Origin of the sequence: Defluviitalea raffinosedens (assembly GCF_016908775.1) — a bacterium.
In the GTDB taxonomy this organism is placed as follows: Bacteria; Bacillota; Clostridia; order Lachnospirales; family Defluviitaleaceae; genus Defluviitalea; species Defluviitalea raffinosedens.
The window spans coordinates 15,232-38,618 of the sequence record NZ_JAFBEP010000009.1; the positions used below are offsets into that span (position 1 = coordinate 15,232).

The 23,387-nt window shown below is 33.7% G+C and carries 19 protein-coding genes and 2 CRISPR repeat arrays; of the genes, 3 read left to right on the forward strand and 16 right to left on the reverse strand.

Annotation, left to right across the window (positions count from 1 at the left end):
* Window positions 1-6: 6 nt before the first annotated feature.
* The 6 genes from cas7b to JOD07_RS08255 form a co-directional block, all read right to left on the reverse strand.
* The gene (gene cas7b / locus JOD07_RS08230; protein ID WP_204613411.1) at window positions 7-915 is read right to left on the reverse strand and encodes a type I-B CRISPR-associated protein Cas7/Csh2; all 909 of its coding nucleotides are present in this window, start codon (window positions 913-915) and stop codon (window positions 7-9) included.
* Window positions 916-917: 2 nt separating this feature from the next.
* Complete coding sequence (locus JOD07_RS08235) at window positions 918-2,699, reverse strand: TIGR02556 family CRISPR-associated protein (protein WP_204613413.1); 1,782 nt, start codon at window positions 2,697-2,699, stop codon at window positions 918-920.
* Window positions 2,700-2,939: 240 nt separating this feature from the next.
* A CRISPR array of direct repeats spans window positions 2,940-3,906; the repeat unit is 30 nt; unit sequence GTTTCAATTCCTTATAGGTACTATAAAAAC.
* Window positions 3,907-4,046: 140 nt separating this feature from the next.
* A complete protein-coding gene (cas6, locus tag JOD07_RS08240; RefSeq protein ID WP_204613415.1) occupies window positions 4,047-4,811 on the reverse strand; it encodes a CRISPR-associated endoribonuclease Cas6 in 765 nt (254 codons plus the stop codon).
* A 635-nt stretch (window positions 4,812-5,446) separates the two neighbouring features.
* Window positions 5,447-6,082: direct repeats of the CRISPR family, unit length 30 nt; unit sequence GTTTCAATTCCTTATAGGTACTATAAAAAC.
* Between the two features lie 178 nt (window positions 6,083-6,260).
* Window positions 6,261-6,383 carry a CRISPR-associated endoribonuclease Cas6 gene (locus JOD07_RS15980; RefSeq protein WP_204613535.1) on the reverse strand — a complete coding sequence of 41 codons (123 nt, stop codon included), beginning with the start codon at window positions 6,381-6,383 and terminating at the stop codon, window positions 6,261-6,263.
* A gap of 242 nt (window positions 6,384-6,625) precedes the next feature.
* A complete protein-coding gene (locus JOD07_RS08250) occupies window positions 6,626-8,059 on the reverse strand; it encodes a phosphodiester glycosidase family protein (protein ID WP_204613423.1) in 1,434 nt (477 codons plus the stop codon).
* 329 nt (window positions 8,060-8,388) lie between these two features.
* The gene (locus tag JOD07_RS08255; RefSeq protein ID WP_204613425.1) at window positions 8,389-9,285 is read right to left on the reverse strand and encodes a LysR family transcriptional regulator; all 897 of its coding nucleotides are present in this window, start codon (window positions 9,283-9,285) and stop codon (window positions 8,389-8,391) included.
* Window positions 9,286-9,395: 110 nt separating this feature from the next.
* On the opposite strand from JOD07_RS08255, the gene JOD07_RS08260 reads away from it, so the two are divergent.
* The 3 genes from JOD07_RS08260 (at window position 9,396) to JOD07_RS15820 (ending at window position 11,933) form a co-directional block, all read left to right on the forward strand.
* Entirely contained in the window at window positions 9,396-10,439 is a 1,044-nt protein-coding gene (locus tag JOD07_RS08260; protein ID WP_204613427.1) for a YeiH family protein, read from the forward strand.
* A gap of 188 nt (window positions 10,440-10,627) precedes the next feature.
* Complete coding sequence (locus tag JOD07_RS08265; protein WP_158740729.1) at window positions 10,628-11,206, forward strand: RNA polymerase sigma factor; 579 nt, start codon at window positions 10,628-10,630, stop codon at window positions 11,204-11,206.
* The gene (locus tag JOD07_RS15820) at window positions 11,184-11,933 is read left to right on the forward strand and encodes a DUF4367 domain-containing protein (protein WP_158740730.1); all 750 of its coding nucleotides are present in this window, start codon (window positions 11,184-11,186) and stop codon (window positions 11,931-11,933) included. The genes JOD07_RS08265 and JOD07_RS15820 overlap by 23 nt, the downstream gene beginning before the upstream one ends.
* Here the strand turns inward: JOD07_RS15820 and JOD07_RS15665 are convergent.
* The 10 genes from JOD07_RS15665 to grpE all read right to left on the reverse strand — a co-directional run bounded on the left by JOD07_RS15665 (window position 11,927) and on the right by grpE (window position 23,376).
* Window positions 11,927-12,058: a hypothetical protein gene (locus JOD07_RS15665; RefSeq protein ID WP_279380850.1), complete on the reverse strand. Its 132-nt coding sequence runs from the start codon at window positions 12,056-12,058 to the stop codon at window positions 11,927-11,929. The two genes, JOD07_RS15820 and JOD07_RS15665, sit on opposite strands and share 7 nt — an antisense overlap.
* A gap of 244 nt (window positions 12,059-12,302) precedes the next feature.
* Window positions 12,303-12,953 (reverse strand): hypothetical protein, encoded by a 651-nt coding sequence (locus JOD07_RS08275; protein ID WP_204613429.1) that lies wholly within the window; start codon window positions 12,951-12,953, stop codon window positions 12,303-12,305.
* Between the two features lie 32 nt (window positions 12,954-12,985).
* Window positions 12,986-13,552, reverse strand: a complete 567-nt coding sequence (locus JOD07_RS08280; RefSeq protein WP_158740732.1) for a hypothetical protein — start codon at window positions 13,550-13,552, stop codon at window positions 12,986-12,988.
* Window positions 13,553-13,692: 140 nt separating this feature from the next.
* On the reverse strand, window positions 13,693-14,181 hold the full coding sequence (locus tag JOD07_RS08285) for a DUF6147 family protein (RefSeq protein WP_204613431.1): 489 nt from the start codon (window positions 14,179-14,181) through the stop codon (window positions 13,693-13,695).
* A 181-nt stretch (window positions 14,182-14,362) separates the two neighbouring features.
* On the reverse strand, window positions 14,363-14,797 hold the full coding sequence (msrB, locus tag JOD07_RS08290) for a peptide-methionine (R)-S-oxide reductase MsrB (RefSeq protein WP_330576572.1): 435 nt from the start codon (window positions 14,795-14,797) through the stop codon (window positions 14,363-14,365).
* 91 nt (window positions 14,798-14,888) lie between these two features.
* On the reverse strand, window positions 14,889-15,992 hold the full coding sequence (locus JOD07_RS08295) for a tetratricopeptide repeat protein (RefSeq protein WP_158740736.1): 1,104 nt from the start codon (window positions 15,990-15,992) through the stop codon (window positions 14,889-14,891).
* A 74-nt stretch (window positions 15,993-16,066) separates the two neighbouring features.
* Window positions 16,067-18,145, reverse strand: coding sequence for an Hsp70 family protein (locus JOD07_RS08300; protein ID WP_204613433.1), 2,079 nt, complete (start codon window positions 18,143-18,145; stop codon window positions 16,067-16,069).
* A gap of 3 nt (window positions 18,146-18,148) precedes the next feature.
* Entirely contained in the window at window positions 18,149-19,783 is a 1,635-nt protein-coding gene (locus JOD07_RS08305) for a DUF5716 family protein (protein ID WP_158740740.1), read from the reverse strand.
* A 70-nt stretch (window positions 19,784-19,853) separates the two neighbouring features.
* Window positions 19,854-21,425 (reverse strand): DUF5716 family protein, encoded by a 1,572-nt coding sequence (locus tag JOD07_RS08310; protein WP_158740742.1) that lies wholly within the window; start codon window positions 21,423-21,425, stop codon window positions 19,854-19,856.
* 16 nt (window positions 21,426-21,441) lie between these two features.
* Window positions 21,442-23,376, reverse strand: coding sequence for a nucleotide exchange factor GrpE (gene grpE, locus JOD07_RS08315; protein WP_204613440.1), 1,935 nt, complete (start codon window positions 23,374-23,376; stop codon window positions 21,442-21,444).
* Window positions 23,377-23,387 lie beyond the last annotated feature (11 nt).

Consider the following 23,387-nt stretch of genomic DNA (forward strand, 5'->3'; position numbering starts at 1 on the left):
CCCCTCTTAGAATGCAAGTTCTTCTAAAGGCAAGTCCTCTAGCGCACTTTCAATGGAGCAAGTATCTTCACCAACCACTAATTTTACTCGATCATCCACTTTATATCGAATGCACTGTATCTTATCCTGATGTTTTTTTAAACTATTTACTAAATCGGTAATATTTATTTCCCCATCAGCAATATCCCGAACAGCTTGATCCTGTTTCTCGCTTACCCAACGAATTCTCTTATCCAGTTCCCCTATTTGATAATTCTTCTCTTTATAAATAACTTGAAGCAATAATCTTGGTACATGTCCCATTTTGGAATTAGACATAATATTTTTAGTTCCATTCCACATGCCTTCTAGAAGAAGTTCGATATCTTCTTCAGTTAAATCTATTCCCTGGCTTGCTGCTATATTTTCATTTATAATTCCGTAAAATCCAATTAAAGAATATGGAAGGACATATTTTTCTGTAAATGTCCCCTGCGTTTTATCTTGCTTAGAAGGCATAACCGTTGTTCCTTTAATATACATCATATCAACTTTATGTAAGGATCTTCCGAATTTAAACTGTACCGGCCCTGTAAGTGTCATAGTTTTTCCTTTTACAGCCGTAGTTGCACCAAAAAGTCTTACATCAATACACCGACTAATTAATTCTTGATTATCTTTATAGACAGATAATCTATTTTCCTTTGTTTCACGGTTTCCTTTTTCATCTCTTATACCAACTATAAAAATTTCTTCGTTTTTATAATCATGAAGATAATCTCTTATATTTCGTTTAAATCTTACATCGGTTACAATATTAATACCTGTTTCTTCATCTATTCTAGGTTTATTCTCGTCTAAAGGATCCCCATTTGGATTTGCATCCGTTACATCATATAAAAAAAGTAATTCTGATCTATTTTTTATAACGGCCATTTTTATTCCCCCGTTCCATTTGGTTTTTCTTCTTTATCATATACAATACTGCAAATTTCATCTGCTAAATTCATCCCTGCACAAAAATAAAAATTCATCTCCTCCAGTGATAAATTCCATATATCCTCTGATTGCAACAAGTAATCTGCCGCTGCTTTTGCAATCCTCCTTTTTCCTGTATCATAACTGTCGTATTCTTCCAGCTTATTTTGAACTTTTGGTAATAATCCTTTAAAATCTTTCTCCGTCATTTTTAAATTCTTTAACTGTTTCATAAACGGTTTTGCAGAACGCTCACTATACTGTTTCCTAAGAAGAAGTTCTGTCAGAGTACCCAATAAAAGCAGTCCTCTTTTCAAGGGAGTACGAAATTGATTCCCATATCTTTCAAAAATAACATCAAATTTGTTGAGTTCCATTTCTTTCACCTCCATGTCAATAAGATCAAGATGTTCCATAAACAAAAGTACTTTCATGGCATCTTGTACCGATGAATGAAAATATAAATCCTTAATCCAGGCAATTCTAATGCCTTTCATTAAAAATTTTTCTAAAAATTCAATTTCAATCCTTTTGAATTTGAAGATTTTATTAATGATTTCTAAAAAATACTTATCTAAATCATCATTTTTACTTTTGGGATCTGACCTTTTAAAAAATTTTCGTATTGTACTAAAATGAAAAGGAGTTTCAAACTTCTCATCTACCCACCTTTTTGCATTAAATATAGTTCTTAGATGTGATGGAAAAACATCTTCTATAAGTAACTGGATTTTTTCAGCCGCACTAAGTTTATTTCTATTATCAATAAATAGAAAATATAAAGCTACATTATCATTAACCTCTTTTAAAACATCTAGAATTTCTTCTTCATCATCTATACTGCTATTTACAATCTTTTCTTTTAAAGAAATCCTTTTAGTAGTATTTACAAGAATATCTAGCACTTCATTAAGGGTATCTTCTTTTCCCCATAAAAACTTCGGAATTAAAAAATAACTTAATCCACAAAAACTAAATAAAAGATTGCTTTGAACATATTTTCTTCCTTCTTCTATCTCTAATTTGCATTCCAAACATACAGGGAAGTTTTTCCAAGCATTTTTCTCATTGAATCCTCCAGTAATAAAACCTGGCTTATCTAAAGTATAAAATTTATATGTACCTAAATTGCCAATAACTGTGTCTTTGATTTCTCCACATAAAGAACACATTTTATCTGTAGAAAATACTTTTGCATCTTTTTTATCAACAAGATATTTTAGAAGAAATCTAAACAAACTAATTTCTCCAATATAACAATCTTTTTCTTCAGTTCTGATTTTTAACGTTATGATGAATCCTTCTTTTCCCATTTGAGATTTTATATTGGAAATTCGTGATATAATAGTACTTTCTTCATTTTCTAATGTCTTTTGAATCTGTTTTAAATATATAATTTCTTCATCTTTTAAAGGAAGGTTCTTTATTTTCCATAAAGCTGAAAACCAGCCTAAAAACTTTGTTCTCATAGTTTTGGACGGCTCTGTTAATATTGCAGTTAATGAATAATTTGATTCTCTTGAATTTCCTCTTCTAAATAAATATGAAAAAATCTTATCTGAATTATAATCTTCTAATTCAACATCTACAAAGTTGAAAATGCCTTGGGATTCTTCCAATATAATTGCAGCAACTTTATTATAACTACCGTTTGCATTTGGATCTTGTAATAATATTTCTAAAATATCTTTGTCTCCCTGTTTAATTTTTAAACTTCCAATATCCTTTATCGCTTCTAGCATCAAGCAACCTCCTTTCTTTGTGATTATTTAGAAATTTATCCCATAATATGATTATATTACAATGACCGAGCAAATTCAACATATTATTTGAATTTTTCATATTATTTTACATATTAGATTATTGATACAAAAAAAGATCTTGCAAAATAGCAAGATCTTTTTCAAGATGCGTTATCATATCTCAATCATTCAAAATTTGATTTCTTTTTACACAAAGTATCTATACATCTCTCATTTCATGCTCAAATTCCTTATAGGTACTATAAAAACGAATATATTTTTTCACCATCCTTCCTCTGTGAAAAAGGTTTCAATTCCTTATAGGTACTATAAAAACTTTTGCTAACGACAAATTTATAATTAAGTATGGCGAGTTTCAATTCCTTATAGGTACTATAAAAACTATTCCAGGCTAAAAGGTAAAAAACAGCCTAATGTGTTTCAATTCCTTATAGGTACTATAAAAACTGATAATCATGCTGTTACAGATTATTGGATTGCAAAACTGTTTCAATTCCTTATAGGTACTATAAAAACGATTCCCACAAGCAAGGCAATCCTTTTTTTGATAAGTGGTTTCAATTCCTTATAGGTACTATAAAAACTCCAACTTGAAAATCTTTTATTGACATAGATATATTCGTTTCAATTCCTTATAGGTACTATAAAAACTTCCCCATCTTTCATGACTAATTCAGGATCTTCTAAGGTTTCAATTCCTTATAGGTACTATAAAAACGACCCTGGCGGCGACGCCCCGAAAGACTGATAACGTAGTTTCAATTCCTTATAGGTACTATAAAAACAAAGGAGGATTCATTATGAGTAAAGTATATGTAATCATGTTTCAATTCCTTATAGGTACTATAAAAACTCTTGTAAACAGAAAACCCAAACAGCTAATTCTTGAGTTTCAATTCCTTATAGGTACTATAAAAACAAAAATAGAGGTTTCTATAATTTACGATTTCTTTCTTGTTTCAATTCCTTATAGGTACTATAAAAACGTTGCATATATTGATAGTCTAGTAACTGAAGAGAAAGTTTCAATTCCTTATAGGTACTATAAAAACTTTAAATTAGTATTGACAATATAAAAATATATGATAGTTTCAATTCCTTATAGGTACTATAAAAACTTAGATTCGCCGAACAAAAAGGAGGAGAATTTGATGTAGTTTCAATTCCTTATAGGTACTATAAAAACCTACAAAAACAGCATAAAATCAATACTTCTTTATTTTTCTAAAAAAATTTTATTTGCCTTATGTTAACCTAATTTTTAATAGATTATTGCATTTTCAAATTTTTCCTGCTTTTTCTTTTGTCGTCGATGTACTGGGATTTTTACACTATTAAAGGTCGACGACAAATGAAATGCTCTTCTTCTTCAATCATTCCGAATCCTTGAGAATTTTTACTACCCAAACCGTAATTATATGCAATATTCACTAATTTCTTGTCTCCCTCAATCTCAAACTTTCCGTTCCATCCTTTAATAATGGTATTCTTATACGTAGTAATGACAGGTCTATTTTTCTCATATTCCAAAGGTTTAATTTCAAACTCCAGATCGTGAGATCCCGAGTGAAAGGTATTATACTTTCTTAGCAAATTGTCTCGTATCAGCTTGGGAAATTCCTTTTCTCCCGGATGATAATAATATGTATATTTTTTATATTCATTTTGTAAAGTGCTATACAATACAATAGGCGAAATGGTTCGAACAATCATTTGCTCTTTCACTTTAGGTTCTTCCATGGAAATGGATAAAATAGCAATTTCATTTTTACCTAAAATGATTTTATCTTTTTTCATCAATGTTGAGGCCAAGTCTTCTATAAATGGTGAAAATAATGATGTGATCTTAAGCGTAACATCAGATATAAAAGTAATTCTTTTTCTTTGCTTATTTAATATATAATCCCCCTCAAGTCTGGAGAAAGAAAAAAATTTAAACACTCTTTTATTATTATAAAATCCTTTATTATGCATAAAATCTTTAAGCGCTTCATCACTGATACTATTGTATATAAATCCCTGGACTGTTTGACTATATGCTAATGGTAAGTCTATTGGCTGTTTTCCTCTAAAGGTAACTATAATCCGCATATGTATATCTTCTTTCCTATTATTTTATTATATTTTTCTATCTTATTCGATTGTCTTTTTCAGAATTATTTTACCAATTATATTTCCCCTGTGCAATAAAAAGTTATCACCCTCATAGTTTCCATACATGAGGAGACAACTTGTCATATTCTTTTAATATCACCTCTAGATTAATTTGGTCGTAATCACTACCATTCTGCTTCTACTGCCCCATTTTACATCTGCTCCAGTACTTTGGGCGATGAATTTTACGGTGATCATTTGTATTGCCATTAATTACTTGGGCTGGTGTTATGAGGTTCACTGTTTATCCATTCACTGTAGCATCTTTTAGCCTAGCTTCTTAGCCTTTTCTGCTAATTTACTGATTTTCTGCTAACTGCAATCTACATAACATTCTCCTTTTAATTTTGATACTATTTGCTAATAGAATTTCCGTGGATATATATCCTTTGCACTTTCAGTTTTTTATTTTCTTAATAGTAAGTTCATCAATGTCTTGCTTAAATTCTGCAGTAAATCCTCTTTTGTGTATCATAGACATCTCTTTATTGAGTTTTTTTGGTTACCTTTTTATATATACATCAAACTTGATCTAGAAACCTGAAATCCCTTAACCACTTCTTAATCATAAAACTTCGATTCCTTATAGGTACTATAAAAACAGAGAACATTTTTATGACAGTAACTGCTGAACAATATTGTTTCAATTCCTTATAGGTACTATAAAAACTGTATAAAGAAATCATGGAAAAAATCAACCCGGATAATGTGTTTCAATTCCTTATAGGTACTATAAAAACTCCATATCCAAATAGGATGGACTATGGGGTATGCATGTTTCAATTCCTTATAGGTACTATAAAAACCAGATAGGAGATGACAGTATGGCTCATGAAGAATGCGGTTTCAATTCCTTATAGGTACTATAAAAACTTTGAACTTTTCAAAATTCCAGGTTACTTCATTATTAGTTTCAATTCCTTATAGGTACTATAAAAACACGCAACCATACTACAGACATGATGCCCTTGGATATAGTTTCAATTCCTTATAGGTACTATAAAAACTTTTTTTGCTTATATATAGAACAATTGACGTAGATAGTTTCAATTCCTTATAGGTACTATAAAAACAAATTAGATATAGATCATACAAAGATTCCAGAAAAATGTTTCAATTCCTTATAGGTACTATAAAAACCCTCTTCCCATACTAACAATTACCGGTTTTCCTTGTGAGTTTCAATTCCTTATAGGTACTATAAAAACTCATAAAAATAGCATAAAATCAATATTTCTTTATTTTTCTTCATAAGTTTTTATTTGTTTTATGTTAACCTAAATTCTAATAGATTATTGCTTTTTCACGCTTTTCTTTCTTTTTCTTTTGTCGTCGATGTTCTGGGATTTTTACACTATTAGAGGTCGACGACAGATGAAATGCTCTCTATTCTTCTTCAGGCATTCCGAATTCTTGAGAATTTTTATTACCCAAACCGTAATTATATGCAATGTTCATTAATTTCTTATCTCCCGTTATTTTAAACTTTCCATTCCATCCTTTAATAATAGTGTTTTTTAATCTCTCACTTTAAATTCTTCCATGGAAATGGATAATATAGAAGAAATCTCATTTTGACCTAAGATGATTTTATCTCTTTTCATCAATATTGAGACCAGGTCCTCTAAAATAACAAAAGTAATGATGGAATTATTTTATCAATTATATTTTCCCTGTGCAACAAAAAGTTGTCACTCTCATAGTTTCCACCCATGAGGAGACAACTTGTCAGCATTATTTTAATATAGCTTTTAAATTCGATTGATTATAATCACTACCGTCTTGCTTGCCCCATCCCATTTCACATCTGCGCCTGTGCTTTGGGCGATGAATTTTACAGGAACCATTGTATTGCCGTTGATTGTTTGGGCTGGAGTGGCGAGTTTTACTACTTGTCCATTCACTGTAGCATCTTTCCCCAGGGGAAGTATGATTTTTGTACCTTCTTTTTCTCCGTAAATGGTCTTGGTTGAAGCATCATATTTTAAATCGATATTCAGCGCTTCAAAGATGGCTCTTAAGGGTACCAATACTGTTCCGTCTTTCATGACAGGGGATACATTCATATTTAATGGATTTTCGTTAATAGTTACTTTAATTGCATCCTGTTTCATTTTTGATACGACCAGTGCATTGCTTATTTGTCTACCTGTTTTTGTAATGTACTCTCCATTGTAATACAATCCTGAAGATGCTCCGCCGTCTAAGTTCATGGCATCTTTTAAACCGAGTTTCTTTGCAATTTCTGCTAGTTCGTTGATATTGGCACTGGATACAGTGCCCATAATCATAACATTATTTTCATTTACGCCTATAAAGCTTCTTTGTCCTTTGTTGGTAAGTATCTTTTCACTGGTAAAGCCTTCATTCTTTGGATTGGCTACAATTTTTCCATCCTTCACAAGCATAGGACCGGCCCCTACAGCAGAATCAACATTTCCCCAGCCTGTTAATGGATTGCCGGAATTCAAATGGTTAAATTCTATGTGATATTCTACGGAATCTCCCACATGGAAACGATCCAAAAGTCCTTTGGTTCCCACAACAATGGTATAGCCATTGACAGGGATTCGTGCCTTTCCGTTTTTGATTTCTGCTACGACACCATTCTCAACGACCACAGAAAGTTTATTATGTTCAGGGGTATATTTGCCGTATTCTGGCGTAAATATGACTGTTGCTTCGGCTCTTGTATCATTGTGGTTGATATTCCATGCGTACCATGTTTTGTCCCAATTAGAACTTCCGTTAATGGTTCCTGTGACTTTTATTTTAACAGGGTCCATTAAAACCTTGTTATCTTTCGTAAAACCTATAGTGGTTCCATTGCTGCCTACATGAAGCAGCTTACCATTCTCTATGATGTTTCCGTTTGGTTGCAAATCATCATAGGAATTAAAAAATGTACCGTTGATGGCAGCTACTGCTTCTTTTTCAGATGTGTTCGCCTGATTGGCAATATTCTTAAGATCATCAACTTGTCCCACTTTACCTTTAGCCGGAAGCACATCGATTTGGATTTTAGGATCGTTTAAATTCACATATACCAGGTGAGCTGTTTTATTCCCGGTTGAAATGGAAACTTGTTTCGTCTCTTTCCAGACAGAATTTGCTGCCCCGTATGAATATGAAAATTGAAATATAAAACTTATAATCAATAAAAATATCCTATAGTGTTTTTTCACTTTATCCCTCCTGTTATAAGCTACTTTAGAATATATCATATAACAGTTTTATTAAAAATGACAGATCTAAAATATCTGTAAAAGCTTATCTCTAATTACATAATTGTAATAAATAATGTAATATATGGATATTCAAAAAAGGATAGCGTGAAAATAACAACTTTGATTTTTCCTCAAGAAAAATAGATGCATTTCAAGTAAAAAAATTCACTTTCTTAAGCAAAAAATGATCCAAGAGATTGATTTAAAATTTAAACTTACTGCTTTGATAGAGCATAATCGTTTTGGAAGATCACCCTATCTTGAATAATCTAATTGGTGCAAATCTGTTATGCGCCGAATTCTTTTTTACTAAAATAGTCCCAGAATTTTTTCACTTCATCTTTTATGATTTCATTCTTCATACAGACAAAATTAAACTCTCTTCTTAGTACAAAATCTTTTAGCTTTACTTCCATCAGTTCTCCTTTTTTAATTTCTTCTTTTACCGCATCTTCATACATAAATCCAAGGCCTACTCTACTTTTTATTAATGCTTTTGCCACGTTTACATTGCCTATTTCAATAATCTTTTTAAAACTGTCTAATGTATAATTCCTGTCAAATAATCCTCTTTCCAGTACTTCTCTTGACCCAGAACCTTTTTCCCGGATTATAATCGTTTGGTCTTTAAGATCATCTAAGTAAATTCCTTCTTTTGATGCAATGGGGTCCTCTGCTGAAGCAACCAATATGAAATTTGACATTTTATACAATTGGGTTTCATATTCGGCTTTATTAAATAATCCCTCTACTATTGCAAATAAGATTTTCCCTTCCATAAGCATCTTTAAAACAGTTTTAGTATTATCTACGTACATGGTTATATCATAGTCACTAAATGTTTTTACAAAATCACTGAGCACCGGTGCTAATGTAAATTCACCTATGGTCATAGTTGCTGCAAAGGACAATGTCTTTTTTTCCTGTCCTATTTCTTCTAGTTTCCGAATGATGAATTGATCGCTTCCTTTTGCCTGAAGAATATGCTTATAAAATAACTCACCTTCCTCGGTAAGTTTCAACCCTCTGTTAACGTATTCAAAAAACTTACACCCATAATGTCTTTCTAAAAATTGAATATGCTGAGTCACTGCTGGCTGTGTTATATTTAACGCCTCTGCTGCCTTAGTATAGCTCTTATTCTTACAAACAGATAAAAATGTATCGACTCTTATATCAAGCAAATGTTCCACCTTCTATAAAAATATTTTATAAATCTATAACAAATCATAATTAGATTTTATGATAAAGCCATGTTAAAATCAACTCGACCAATAATAAAGGAGTTGATGATATGACATTTATCAAAAGCTATGCTGGAGGAATTTTGCTTACAATCGTATTAACTGTATTGTCCACCTTTATAAGTGGCTTAATTCCCTATCAACTCATAAGTGCAGGGGTTTTTGCACTTTTAATGGGAATGCTGCTTAATCCTCTCCTTTCAAAGCATGCAATTTTTGAAAAAGGTTTAAGTTTTACAGCCAAAAAAGTGCTTCGCCTGGCTATCATACTGATGGGAACCTCTCTTAGCTTTTCACAGGTTGTAGAAGTAGGAAAGTTTTCTTTATTCGTTATGGTCTTTACCCTTTTGACTGCCTTTGGGGGAGGATATTGGATTGGAAAATACTTCGGGATGAGTTGGAAACTGTCAGGACTTATTTCTGCCGGTACCGGCATATGCGGAGGATCTGCCATTGCCGCTATTGCTCCGGTTATTGATGCAGATGACAGTGATATTGCCTATGCTATATCTGCAACATTCATCTTCGATATATTAATGGTTATACTTTTTCCCATTATGGGACGTCATTTTAACATGAGCGACCTGGGCTATGGATTATGGACAGGAACTGCGGTGAATGATACCTCTTCGGTAGTTGCAGCAGGCTATGCTTTTTCTGATGCCGCTGGGCAATTTGCTACCATTGTCAAACTGACCAGAACTTTGTCCATCATTCCTACCGTTTTGATCTTTTCCTATATCAATGAAAGACTAACAATAAAAAGCAATATAAAAAGTCTCCTTGATGATGTAAATACGACAAATTATTCTGATAAAAAAATAAACCTCAAGAAAATTTTCCCCTGGTTCATTCTTATGTTTCTTGTCGTTGTCGGAATTAAGAGTTTAGGATTGATCCCTCAGGATGTTAGTCGTTCCATTTCTTCATTAAGTAAATTTATGATGGTTATGTCTTTGGGGGCAATAGGTCTTAGGACAAACTTTAGTAAATTGGCGAAATCCGGATTTAAACCAATGGTACACGGATTCATTATTTCTCTGTTGGTTGTTGTGGTTTCATTTGCAGTACAGTTGTTTATCGGACAAATATAAATCCCACCAGTTAAACTGGCGGGATTTTTTTAGCAAAATCTTGTTGTGGATAGCTTCCATAAATGCAAATGGATATCTGAATTTCCATATCGTGTTCAAAATATTTGAAAATATTATTTATATTGATATAATTATAGATATATAACTTATTTGGTTTTTTATTCCTTAAATAAAGGTGTGATAATCATATGAAATTATTTTCCTGCAAAAAATCAAATGATAAAGAATTTTATCACATATTATTCAATACTTATTATAAAGATGTTTATAGGGCTGCTTATTATATTTCAAGAGATCCATTCGATGCAGAGGAAATAGTTCAGGAGGCATTTATCATAGCCTTTAAGAATATTGAGACATTAAAGGATAAAGATAAATTTAAGCAATGGATATGTACTATTGCAATTAATCTCGCTAAAAGAAAATTTCAAAATAAGAAGCGTGAACTATTAATGGATGAAACCGAAAAAGTAATTCCTTTTGCTTTAGAGGTATTAGACCATATACCATTAGAGGATCACTTAGCACAAGATGAACTAAAAGAGTATATTCGGGAACAAATACATCATTTAAATCCTCAATATAAAGAAGTCCTATATCTTTTTTATTTTGAGCAATTAAGTTATCAAGAAATTGCGGATCTCCTTGATATTAGTATTGGTACTGTTAAATCAAGAATCTCCAGAGCAAAGTTAAAATTAAAAGAAAACATAATCGAAGATCTAGGAAAAGTGGGTGATTATAGTGTCAAAGGATCCATTGGATAAACTTATTGAGGAGGTCATTTCTGAAGAAATAAATGAGATCGAAATACCTGACGGACAACAGATTTGGGACCGTATTGAGAAAGGCCTGAATAGTCCAAATAAAAATAAAATTAAGAAATATAACTATAAAAAAGTCAGCAGTTTAATAATCGCCTTAATAACACTATCACTCTTTTCACATTGGAAGTCAAAGGAAATAAATGCTTCATACATAAGTCTTTTAAAGATCATTTCAAAAATGACTGGTGGAAAAATTGAGATCAATATAGATTCAATAAGAAATAGCAGAGAAAAATCCCGAATTTCTATACATGATGAAGTGCCTTCAACAGTAAGTTTAGATATGAATACAGCAGAAGAGCAATGCTCCTTTCAATTGGCATTCCCTACTTACTTACCCTCAGGCTTTGAGTTTAAAGAAGTAGAATTAGAGCAGCTAGGTAATGAAACCTTGTCTGCTAAGATCATCTATAGTAATATCGACCATTCCGCTTTTGAGTTAGTGGAAACACCTATTAAAGAAGAATATTCAAAAAATATAGGTGTAAATCAGGAATCCGCAAAAGTTGAAACAGTGAATCATAATGGATTTGAGTACACCGTAATTGAATATAAAAATAATCAAATATTAATCCTGTGGAACATATATGATATCGAGTATACTTTACGAGGAAATAACAAAGAAGAAGCACTAAAAATTGCATTTTCAATCAAATCAACTCAGTAATAAACTTTATGTTTTGACAAAGCAATCTCTTCCCTGGCAAGAAACATAATAGCAACTAAAGAATAATGGTATCGCTGCATCATCCCCTTAAAATGATCGTTTAAAAGCCCAGCACATAAAAACATATGCCAGGCTTCATAGTAACTCTTTGGGTGCTCATACATTTGAAATAATATTCAATGCTTATCAAATGTAACCTTGGATCAAAATTATACATATTTATAAAATACAGATCTTTGGCTGTGTAATGTAGTTCTATTATTTTCACTGCCTACTCTGAAGGTTATTCATTTTTGTAAAATCATTTATCCTGACTAAAAGCTTTGTTTTTAATCGACATTTTTTAATAAGCTGAAAGAAGGATCATGTTTATTTAACCTTAGTTACATCAAAATGTATTTCATCTGTTGGAAATGTTACTGTCCCCAAATAGTAGGTAGTGAATTTTCCATCGTCTGCACCAGTTGATCTTATTTTTGCTCCACAAAATGCATCGTATTTATGTCCTCTCATATACCATGTTAAATCATATAATCCCGTTTCAGTAAATCCACAGTTCCATGTTTCACCTTTTGTTATTTCAGCAGTTTCACTGCTTGCATATCCTCCGGCCACTTGGATCTTAGATTTAACAGCTTTAATGTCAAAAGATCCTTCTAAATTACCTGATATATTCCATGTGGTAGATTTAGTTGTCTTTTTAGTAACAGTCAATGTGTAGGTTGGCGAAGCACCTTTAGTAAATTGGACACTTGTGCCATAAATATATCCATAAGTATAATTAATTGATTTATTCGCTATTTTCTCATATCCTGGAACATACTCATAACCTAATAAAATTTGGGGACGTATAATGGAAGAATGGGGGTCAGCTTTATAAATACTAGCTCCATCAGGAAGTATACCATTTATAGAATGACTTTCTGGTATTCTTAAACTTTCTGGAGTTGCAGCAAAAATATTTGTGCTGCATAAAAGCATAGTAACTATAAGCAGACATGCTAATAAACTTTTCCTCATTCTTGATCATTCCTTCCTTAATAGTTTATAAATTACTTAGTTATAAACTTTATAAGCTCATTCGAAAAAGCCATAAGTTCGGAAGCGGCCAGGTCTTTTTCACTGTCATCTGACAAGCATAAAAGATTGAAAGAGCACCCTTTATAGTTAAAAGAGTTACTTGCGAGTTGGACTTCCGGAATCTTTTCATTGTAAAAATTACCATATACACTATCTGAAGCATTAAATAGATCTGGAGAATAACTAAAACTGGAGCTCCATACATCCACATCTGATCCGGTATAAGTTATTTGCAGCATGATTACTGTACCTGATGTTCTGCTTTTAAACACAAATAGTTTTTGGCGACCTATGAAACCATTTTCTGGGCTGATGTCTTCACAATATAGTGGCAATGCCAGCATGTGAGATCGATTATTCATAAGTTCTTCGTAATTAGAGAAAGTAAAATTATTGTCAATATTTTGAATAAGATTTGTATACTCATCAATAGCATAGGTTGATAAACTATTCATTTTGACATTAAAATAATAAATCCCGCCTAAAAGAATACATAAAATAATCGTTGAAGTAATCACTATTTTCGATTTGATTTTCAAAATGGACTTCCTCCTCTATTCCAAGCTAAGCAAAAAGAAAGATTTTTTGATTTTTTATAAAATGTAGTTCATCGTGGATTCTGCCATATTTTATATAAAACAATTCTTAATGAATGAAATCCTCATATTTTCAGGGCTGGTTATTTTACTACTATATATTCTGTAGTTCTCTGATCAGTTTCTTTTTTGCCATTATCATATACAGTGTAGTAACCTATTACCCTATATTTATCACCCTTATTAGCACCATAATATACAATGCTTAAATCTGCCGAATCATCATCGTATTGAGTGGTTTTCCATGTTTTTATGGTATCCCAAGAAGACCCTGTCCATCTTTGAAGCCTTAATTCTATCCTGATTTCATCCACAATATCAAAAGTATAGGCCTCCCCATAAACTCTTAACCTTTGATCCCCCAGATCCATTAAAGAAGCAGAAGTTAATTGCAGCAAATCAGATGTAACACGATTAATAATTATATTGGTACTGTTCCGACTTATGGTATAACCTTCTGTCAGAGATCTTTCTCCAAGAAGATTAGCCTTATTTTCCTGAGCATAAAGGTGCTGAGGTGTTAATATTGCTGCTAAAAATATTAAAAGTAGTGCTGAAAATATTTTTTTCATTGATACATTCCCCCTATTTTTTGTCTTCAGTATATAGAGACTTAAATAAGTGATTTTGTTCCCAAAAAATCAATTTAATGGTTAATTTTGATGTTGTAACAAAAATAACCGTTGTGATATTAGATTTTTAATTCATATCACAACGGTTATTTTTAAATCTTCTTATTTCATTTTTGATAAATTATACTCTGTCCAGATACTCTCCATACCCCTCTTCTTCCATCTTATCCTTTGGAATAAATCTCAGAGCAGCAGAATTGATGCAGTATCTTAGTCCTCCGCGGTCTAATGGGCCATCGTTAAATACATGTCCCAGATGGGCCTCGGAATCCTTGCTTCTTACTTCTGTTCTGATCATGTTGTGGCTGAAATCTTGTCTTTGCTTTATTTTGGTACTGTCTATGGGCTGTGTAAAGGATGGCCAGCCACATCCTGCATCAAATTTATCTTTGGAGGAGAAAAGAGGAGTTCCAGTGATGACATCCACATAAATACCTTCTTCAAACTTATCATAATATTCATTTTGAAAAGGAGGTTCTGTGCCGTTTTCCTGTGTTACCTTATACTGAATATCGTTTAGTTTTTTTCTTAAATCTTCTTTATTCATTTGACTCATATGATCACCTCATTTTTAGCATACCCCGATTTTATAAATTTAGAATGAAAACTAAAAACAAGGTTTTACAATCGATAGAAGAAAATTTTTCTTAAACAGAATTTTGGCGATATCTGTGCACCCATTTTTTAATAAGTTCTTTAATAGAGAACTGATATTCTTCTTTTTTTCCTTTTTCCTTTAGGATTCTTGCTCTTTCAAGTTTTGCTTCTTCGTCTTCTTCATTGATTTTAATTGCTTCATCTATTGCAGAAATCGCTTCATCCAGTTTGCGTTTCTTTCGATAGAGCCTTGCCAAAGCAACCCAAGATGGGATATATTTATTATTCTTTTCAATGCTCTTTTGGACACAGTCTATGGCTAAATCATCCTTATTCCATGCTTCATAGAGCTTGGCATACTGAAACCAATAGACTTCATTTCTAAAGTTGCTTTTGATTTGTTCCAGATAGTCCTCGGCAGTTTCAAATTCTCGTCTTTTGATATAAATGCTCGCTAAACGAAGGAAACTGTCAAACGAATCTCCTTTTTCTATGGCTCTTTTATAAAATTCTATCGCTTCTTTCTCATTTCCTTGATTTCTATACAATTCTCCATAATAATACCAGATCTTTTGGGAATTTTCTAATTTTGCTGCTTGACTTAAGTATTTTGCACTTTGCTCATAATTATCTTTAAGCATATATACTTCTGTAAGGTTTAAGAGAATGGAAACATTGTCAGGTTCCATTGCATTGGCTTTACTAAGGAAATAGGTGGCATCTTCATACCATCCCATATGCATACAGGCAACTCCCATGTTATTATAGAGCTTCCCGTTCTCTTCAAACACAATGGCTTTCTTATACCACTTAATAGCCTCTTCCGGCTTATTCTGCCCCATGAAATAATCTGCTTTTTCTTTGCATTTTTCCCATTCTGCTTTGTTTTCCCACTTAAAAATTTCTTTTCTTAAAAGATCTAATTCCGATTCATAAAAATAATCTATGAGTCCAAGAAACTTAATATATTGGTCTGTAATAGCAGGATATTCATCTTTAATTTTGGCAATTTGTCCGCTTACAGAATCAAGACCTAATTCATTTTTGATCCAATCTTCAAGCTTTCCCATAAGAAAATCATCAATGGATTGCTTCCAATAATGATAGCAGTGGTAATACAGCTCTTCCAAGGAGTATACTTTGATTTTGGTCATATAAAAATAGTAGGGTCTCTCCACTTTTTCAGGAGAGACACTTAAGATCAATGAGGACATAGATGTTCACCTTCTTATAGTCGAACCAATTCGGCAATACTCATTGCAATATTGTCCAATATATCCGTAAACTTTTCTTGTAAGTCATAATATTTTCCATCTGGTCGTGTTAATGGGTCATAACTTTCAATGCTGGCTTTATCTTTTCTTGCTACCACATAAGTTGTAATATTGTTTTCCCTAAGCATCGCCGCAATTTCAGGAACATATTTTCCTCCTTCTGTAGGCACATGGGGCGGTGCATCCGTAATAAGGATAAAGATGTTTTTGCCTCCTGCTTTATCCACTCTGGAGGTTTTTAGAAGTTCAATTCCTGTTTCGATTGCTTCCAGAGATGATTCAGGGATATCTCCACCATAGGTTCTGGGAATATTCTTAACTTGCTTTTGGAATTTTTCCACATCGTTTGTAAAATTATAGACACTGGGTTTTTCTTTTTCTCTTAAATCTCCAAAACCGATAAGTCCCAGCTGGAAGCCTATTCCCTTACTTCTTAATATATTTGAGAATTCTATGGCTCTGTCTTTTACACCATTAATATAGGTATCCATACTTCCTGTGGTGTCGATGATAAATACAATATTCATATTTTCTGCGGATTTCTTTTCTTCTTTCTTTGGCGGCGGCATGACTTTGTCTCTGTCAAATTCTGCTCTTTCTGTCTTTCCTGTGGACAAATCCTTTACAAAAACTTCAAATAAGTTATTCTCATCTATGGCATAAGTGATTTCAAGCTGTGTCGTTCCGCTAAGACCTGACAACATAACACTGCCTATATACTTCTTTTCTTCTTCATGGCCTTGTTCCCACTGATAAACATCTACCTGTACGGAAGATGCGCCGGACATGCTGGCAAAATTGTTATCTGAAATCTTTACTGGGATCGGACTTCCCATAGGTATAATAGGGATCAGTCTTTTCTCCATCGTACTTAAGTTAACCACTGCTTCCGTACCAAAAATCTGTCTTGTAATTTGTCCTACTTTTACATTGCTGTTGGGAAGATGAATCAAATAGTTATAAATCGCCGCTCCCATTGCCACACTTTTCGCAGGGTCTGTGGCACGATAAGGTTCTTTAATATATCCTGCCACCATGCGTTTTACCATAGGGATCAGGGTTGAACCCCCTACTAAAATCACCTTTGAAATTTCATCTGGCTCTTTTCCTGCGCGTTTTAAGGCTTCTTCTATAATCTCACGGCTTCTGTCTATATATTTTCTAATCAATGCTTCAAACTGTTCTCTGGTCAATTCCATCACTAAATTCTTAGGAACACCCTCATGAATAAGCAGCGGATGGATTCTTATGGCTACTTTATTGGTACCTGAAAGCTTTTTCTTGGCCTGTTCGGCTTCCTGTTTTAATTTTTGAAGGACTCTTTTTCTTTCTGCAGTTTCCAGACTATCTAAATCAATCCCCGTTTCTTTGAAAAAATGTTCCTTCATTAATCTAATCAATTCGCTGTCAAAGTCGTCTCCCCCAAGATTCATATCCCCTACATCGGATAGTTCCTGGAAGATTTCCTGTCCGTCTTCATCCTGGGATACCTTTAACACGCAGGCATCAAAGGTTCCGCCTCCTAAGTCGTATACCAGAAGTGTTTGGGCATAGCCTTGTCTGTAACCGTATTCAATAGCCGCAGCCAATGGTTCTGATAAAAGATGCACATTTTTAAATCCAGCTAGTTCTCCGGCTTTCTTCGTTGCGAAAATTTGTCTGTCGTTAAAATATGCCGGATGGGTGATCACCACTTCATCGAAAGTTTCTCCACTTTGGCTTTCTGCAGCTCTTTTTAATTTTTTCAGGATCTCACTGCTGATTTCTTCCGGAGATTTTTCCATATCCCCTACTTTGATTTTTTCCGTCTGTCCCATGAATCTCTTAACAGAAATCACAGTGGTTTCAGGGTATATGATCGCCCCTGACTTTGCTTCGCTGCCAACGATCACCCCATCTTCTCCATAGTGAACTACGGAAGGCAGGATTTCGTCTACGCCGTCAATCTTTACAACTTCCATTTCATCGGTTTTATCTTTGTAAATCACTGCCACTGAGTTAGTCGTTCCCAAGTCTATTCCTAAATAACTCATTTGTTATCCCTCCAATACTGTCTTTTTAAACCGGCTTGGGTCAAAGCTCTGTTTAAAGCCACTGGGAGCATAAAGATCGCCAAAGCCTAAATCTTCTACTACGCCTTTTACAAGGCCTCCTTCTTCTTCAACAGACAGCGTCACCTGAAGCTTGGTTTTGCCGGAAGGACGCTCGGGCAATCCTTGTATTTGTACTTCGCCGATTAATTTACAGTTTTCTATGGTATCTTCTTTATCAATTCTCTCTAATATTTTAAGCTCCAGGGTTGTCATATCTTCCGGCGTTTTCCCGGTCAAGGTAAAGATATGACTTTTTTTCGCCAGGGAATATGGCGTCCCTCTTTTGATCATTGTAAAGAAAGATTTCCTGCTGCCATGGTCTACTTCCAAGCCAATATCATGGGGAACTGTCACTTCAAATTCCACATCAACTTTTTCAGCCTGTAAATCAGGATGCGTAAGTAAGCCCATTTTCATAGCAGCGTAATAGGTTGCGCCAAGGGAGATGTCCAGTGCCGGACGTTCAGAAGTATAAATCTTATTTTCATCATTAAAGATTCCAATGAGCATATCTTTAACCCAAGGCATACTGGATGAACCACCTTCAAGAAGCACTCTGTCGATATCGTCTGGAAGAAGGGCTCCGATATAAGCTTCCCGTAATGCCTTCAGGACTAATTTTCTTGTCTTTTCTATAAAATCATGAATAAGGTTTTCAAACTCATCCCTCGTAATCTGCTCAACAAAAGGAGGTATACAGAAAGTAAAAGGAATTCTGAAACTCTTTACTCCTGAGAGTCTTTCTTTCGTTTCTCTGGCACGCATAACCAGTTCCGCCTGATTTTCTACTGTCATTTCCTCTCTCTTTTGTCCGGTTTTTTCCTCAATATATTTATAACATTGTTCTAAAATGATTTCGTCAATATTGTCTCCACCATGATAAGCTTCTCCGCCTTCGCTGATCACTTGGAGCTTGATATGGTAATCATCTTTTTCCACCACATGGAATAAAGTAATATCTAAAGTTCCTCCACCAAAATCAAATACCATGATTTTTTCATCTTTAGAAAGCTGATGGCGGAAATTATATGCCAAAGCCGCTGCTTTTGGTTCTTCAATCAGACAAATTAATTTATCCTTCAAGCCTGCCAGTTCACAGGCTTTCATAGTAGCTTTTTTCGCTGCATCGTCAAAATCATAAGGAACAGAAACCACACAGCCGGCAATCTCTGCATTTGGATTCATGCTTTGGCAGTGATTAACCAATGCCTTCAAAATCATTGCTGAGATTTCTTCCGGCAGATATTCCTTGTCTGCTATTTTAATCTTTTCATTGGTTCCCATTTTTCTTTTAATGGAGCGGATGGTTGTTTCCGGATATATTTTCATGGATCTGTAGGCTTCTTCTCCTATAACCCATTCTTCTTCTCCACCTTCATCTCCCCTGTACTGAACGACAGAAGGCAGAGGAATCTTTCCAAATCCATTGCTGATGTCTATTGGTTCCGGCTTTTTATTGGTATTGTCCCAATAACTGATAACAGAATTTGTAGTGCCTAAGTCGATCCCGAGAATATACCACTCTTCAGGGACATCTCCTTTTTCTTCTATCTGCTTTTTATATTCTTCCCAATTCATAGTTTCACTCCTTATGTGCAGACAAAACTTTCGCTCTGCTTATTCATTGGTCTTAGAAATGAAAATGTTATTATAACCCGATAATAAATTTTTGAGCAAAGTCTGAGGCTGGGAACAATTCTCCAAAGCCACAGTCTCTGATCTCTGTCTCAATCTGATCGTATTGTCTGAACTCCATTGAAAATTTCAAGCGTATTGTCCGGGAGGGCCTTTCGGGCAGATTTTTAAGCTGTATCGTATGAATAGGGATAATCTCTCCCTGTTCATTTCGTTTATATATGGGAATATCTAAAGTATTGCGTCCTTCTAAATCTAGTATAAAAATCCTGGGCTTAGATTTCTGCCACCAAAATGTATTTCTTTCAATCAAAGGTATAAACCTAAGTTCTTTTTCATAGATGCCTTTGATCCCTATGTCTGAAGTTAATTGATGGCGATCCGATAAGTCAATCATTTGTTCAGGTAAAATCCCTAAGTAAGAAGCAGCACCGATACATGCTCCCAAAGCAACAGTTCCTTCAGATTCCTTGGGACATATAATGGGTATCCCTGTGAATTCATTTTCTAATAGCTCTTTCATCCAGTTCATTTCAAAACCGCCGCCAACAGCAATCACTTTTTGAACTTTCTCTTTTCCAATCGAGCCATAAATGGTTTTATTCAAAAGGGACGAAATAAAATCTTTAATATTCTCTGCAAACGGTTCGATCCATTGGTCCAAATCTTCAACGGAAACTGTCTTCTGAAAAGCCGGATAGGCGAAATTAAAGTATAGTTTTGTCGGCTTCCTTTTATAATAATTTTGGAATAAGAGACTCTTGTTTTGATAAGCAAATACTTCGATCTGATGCAGAATATCTTCTGTTAACTGAGTCTTTGAAATCCCCACTTCATTACAGTAGAATTTGATAAATATTTCTTTAAGTATTTGATCAATCCTCTTCCCGCCCAGGGAAGAATCAAACATAAATGATAAACTTTCAGCTTCAACATTCACTTCATCTTTAGGATTAATTTGAATTAATCCCCCTCTAATCTGCTGGCCTCCATAATCAATAAATAATATATTCTCTTCTTGGTTTAATGGCTCTTCAAAATTCAGATATCTTAATATACATTCTCTGTAACTCATAAGGGTTATTAAAGCTTTATCCAACCCTGCCATGGAAAAAGCTCTTGTCAGTTCTTCTTTAGCCCCTTCAGAGAAGTAATCCGGCACCGCAGCAACTACCCCAACGACTTCTCCATTGGGGTTAATATTTTTGCACATTTCTATAACTTCTTTAATATATCTGCTTAACAAACTGGGAATATTCATAGGTTTTCCGCTAATATCGATAAGTTCCTTAGTTCCCAGCCTGGAAAGTATGTTGTGTATGGTAATGTCTTCAAAATATCCCTTATTCAAAAGAGCATACTCTCCAAAAACCCATTCTCTGTTTTCTGGTATATACTGCATGACCGTCGGGATGGAAGGATTTCCGTAGCCTCCACTCATATCGATTAATTCTGCTTGTTTTCTATTAACATTCCAAATAGCAACCTTGGTAGATTTCGTACCTATATCGATGCCCAAGATAAATTTGGTTTCATCATTAAATTCCACAGACGCTATTTGCTTTTTAAATATTTTCCAGCTCATTTATACGCCATCCTCGCTATTTGCCTGCTATCACATTCGCCTTTAATATGATTTGGCCGTCTAACATATATCCTTTATTCATGGTTTTGATAATTTCACCTTTTTGGAACCCTTCTCTTACCTCTGCCATGAGTACTTCATGTTCTTTTCCATTAAACTTTTCATGAGGATTTGGATGAATAAATTCAATTTTATATGCTTTTAAAATTTCTTCAATGGAATGAGTAAGCGCATCAATCTCTTTTACATAGGTAATGATAAAATCTTCCTGGCTTTCTCTGAGCTTCGAAACAGAATAGTTGATGATCTCTTCATAAGTGCTCATTTCAAACAGCAAATGCTCTCTTAAAAATTTAATAATTTTTTTATCTGCTTCCTGCTCGATCTTTTCTTGCCTGCGAAGCAATCTATCCGATAAAAACGCCATACCCTCTTCTTCTTTACCATCCAGAAAAGCCAGTTGCTTTTTAGTAAAATCAGATTCTTCCAGAGGAAACTCATTCATGGACTCAATCATGAACTTTTCAAACAGATCTTCCGTAATTTTCTCAAAGTCTTTTTCTGAGATAAACTCTTTAAATTCCTCACTGGCCCGTTGAAGCATTTCATTTTTTATCTCAGAGAAAAGCTCTAAACTTTCTTTAAGACTTTCTATTTTGATATGGATCGTTTCTCCAATACCTTCTATAATGGGAGTATACTCTGTTTCTACGATTTCTCCTGCTCCTTTTTTGGTTTTTTCGTAGAAATCTGAAAAAGACTGTATAATCTTTTGGCTTAATTCCATGTTGTTTTGAAGCTTAAGATCAATTCTTCTCAGTAAATTATCTTGATTTATTTTGTCATTATAATGATTGAAAAGCTCTTTCTTAAATTCATTCCATATTTGATTAAAAGCATTATAGTTTTCATTAAACTCGACGATTTCTCTGTCTTTATAGTTTAGTTTACTTTTTACATTCAGGTCATTGACGTAAGCATCCATTCCCTGAACCTTAAGATAGGTTTCAAATTCTTCCGGACTGGATATATGGATCTTATTGGGCTGCTTTTCTGCTTCTTTAAAAAACTGCTCCAATTCTTCTATTTCTTTCCCCAAATGCTGATAAGCTTCTCTTATGGTATGCAGTATTTCCTGTATGATTTGCTGTTCTCTGTCTTCATAAGCTTCATTCTTCATTTCTTCTTCCAGAGCATTGACTTGAATTTTTATAATAGCTTCGACATTTTCTTTTTCTTGTTTTATGGACTCATAATAGAAGTTAGCAGCTTTTCTTAAATGGAAATCATTTAATTTCTCGATCCCTTTTTTGGACTTTTTAGCATAACATTTATACAAAGGCCCTTTTAAGTTTTGAATTAATCCTTCGTATATTTCTTTAACGCATTGAACTTGCTGGGTATCATCCTTTGCTAAATCTATCAGATGTTTTCTGAGACTAAGCAGGGTTTTCTCCATTTCTTCCTTTGTCCATTGGTCCTCAAGATCATCCAGTTGATTTAAAATATTGATCTTTTCATCCATTAGAAATTTTTCTTTTTCTGCTTTAATTGGGTTTACACTGGCCTTAGGATCACTGATTCCCTGTTCTACCATCTGATTCTCTCTAAATTGCTTCAACTGAGAAGAAAGGACAGTACAGATGCCGCTTAAAATCTCCTTTGCCTTTCCTGTTTTAATCTCCTGTTCGTTATCCTGGAATAACTGAATGGTTTTTTGATAATGATTCATTAAATGGTCGAAATACTCGAAGATTTTCTCATCGTATATCGACAGTTTATTTTCTTCACTCAGGTGATGAAGAATTTTTAACATCACCTTCATTTTCATATGAAAAAAACAACCTTTTACACTTTGCTTACTAAATTGATCAAAAGCCTGAAGGGTTTTTCTCCAGGCTTCGACTAATTCGCTGCTTTTTTGTAAAAGAGGGGGGTAATCCTTTATCATATTGATCCTCC

What these genes read in the sequence shown, in the direction of transcription:
- JOD07_RS08310 (WP_158740742.1), bottom strand. Translation starts at nt 21,425, where the DNA reads ATGAGCTGGAAAATATTTAAAAAGCAAATAGCGTCTGTGGAATTTAAT.
- JOD07_RS08295 (WP_158740736.1), bottom strand. Translation starts at nt 15,992, where the DNA reads ATGACCAAAATCAAAGTATACTCCTTGGAAGAGCTGTATTACCACTGC.
- JOD07_RS08275 (WP_204613429.1), bottom strand. Translation starts at nt 12,953, where the DNA reads ATGAGGAAAAGTTTATTAGCATGTCTGCTTATAGTTACTATGCTTTTA.
- JOD07_RS08265 (WP_158740729.1), top strand. Translation starts at nt 10,628, where the DNA reads ATGAAATTATTTTCCTGCAAAAAATCAAATGATAAAGAATTTTATCAC.
- JOD07_RS08285 (WP_204613431.1), bottom strand. Translation starts at nt 14,181, where the DNA reads ATGAAAAAAATATTTTCAGCACTACTTTTAATATTTTTAGCAGCAATA.
- cas7b (WP_204613411.1), bottom strand. Translation starts at nt 915, where the DNA reads ATGGCCGTTATAAAAAATAGATCAGAATTACTTTTTTTATATGATGTA.
- JOD07_RS08260 (WP_204613427.1), top strand. Translation starts at nt 9,396, where the DNA reads ATGACATTTATCAAAAGCTATGCTGGAGGAATTTTGCTTACAATCGTA.
- JOD07_RS08305 (WP_158740740.1), bottom strand. Translation starts at nt 19,783, where the DNA reads ATGAATTGGGAAGAATATAAAAAGCAGATAGAAGAAAAAGGAGATGTC.
- JOD07_RS08235 (WP_204613413.1), bottom strand. Translation starts at nt 2,699, where the DNA reads ATGCTAGAAGCGATAAAGGATATTGGAAGTTTAAAAATTAAACAGGGA.
- JOD07_RS15665 (WP_279380850.1), bottom strand. Translation starts at nt 12,058, where the DNA reads ATGTTTTTATGTGCTGGGCTTTTAAACGATCATTTTAAGGGGATGATG.
- msrB (WP_330576572.1), bottom strand. Translation starts at nt 14,797, where the DNA reads ATGAGTCAAATGAATAAAGAAGATTTAAGAAAAAAACTAAACGATATT.
- cas6 (WP_204613415.1), bottom strand. Translation starts at nt 4,811, where the DNA reads ATGCGGATTATAGTTACCTTTAGAGGAAAACAGCCAATAGACTTACCA.
- grpE (WP_204613440.1), bottom strand. Translation starts at nt 23,376, where the DNA reads ATGATAAAGGATTACCCCCCTCTTTTACAAAAAAGCAGCGAATTAGTC.
- JOD07_RS08300 (WP_204613433.1), bottom strand. Translation starts at nt 18,145, where the DNA reads ATGAGTTATTTAGGAATAGACTTGGGAACGACTAACTCAGTGGCAGTG.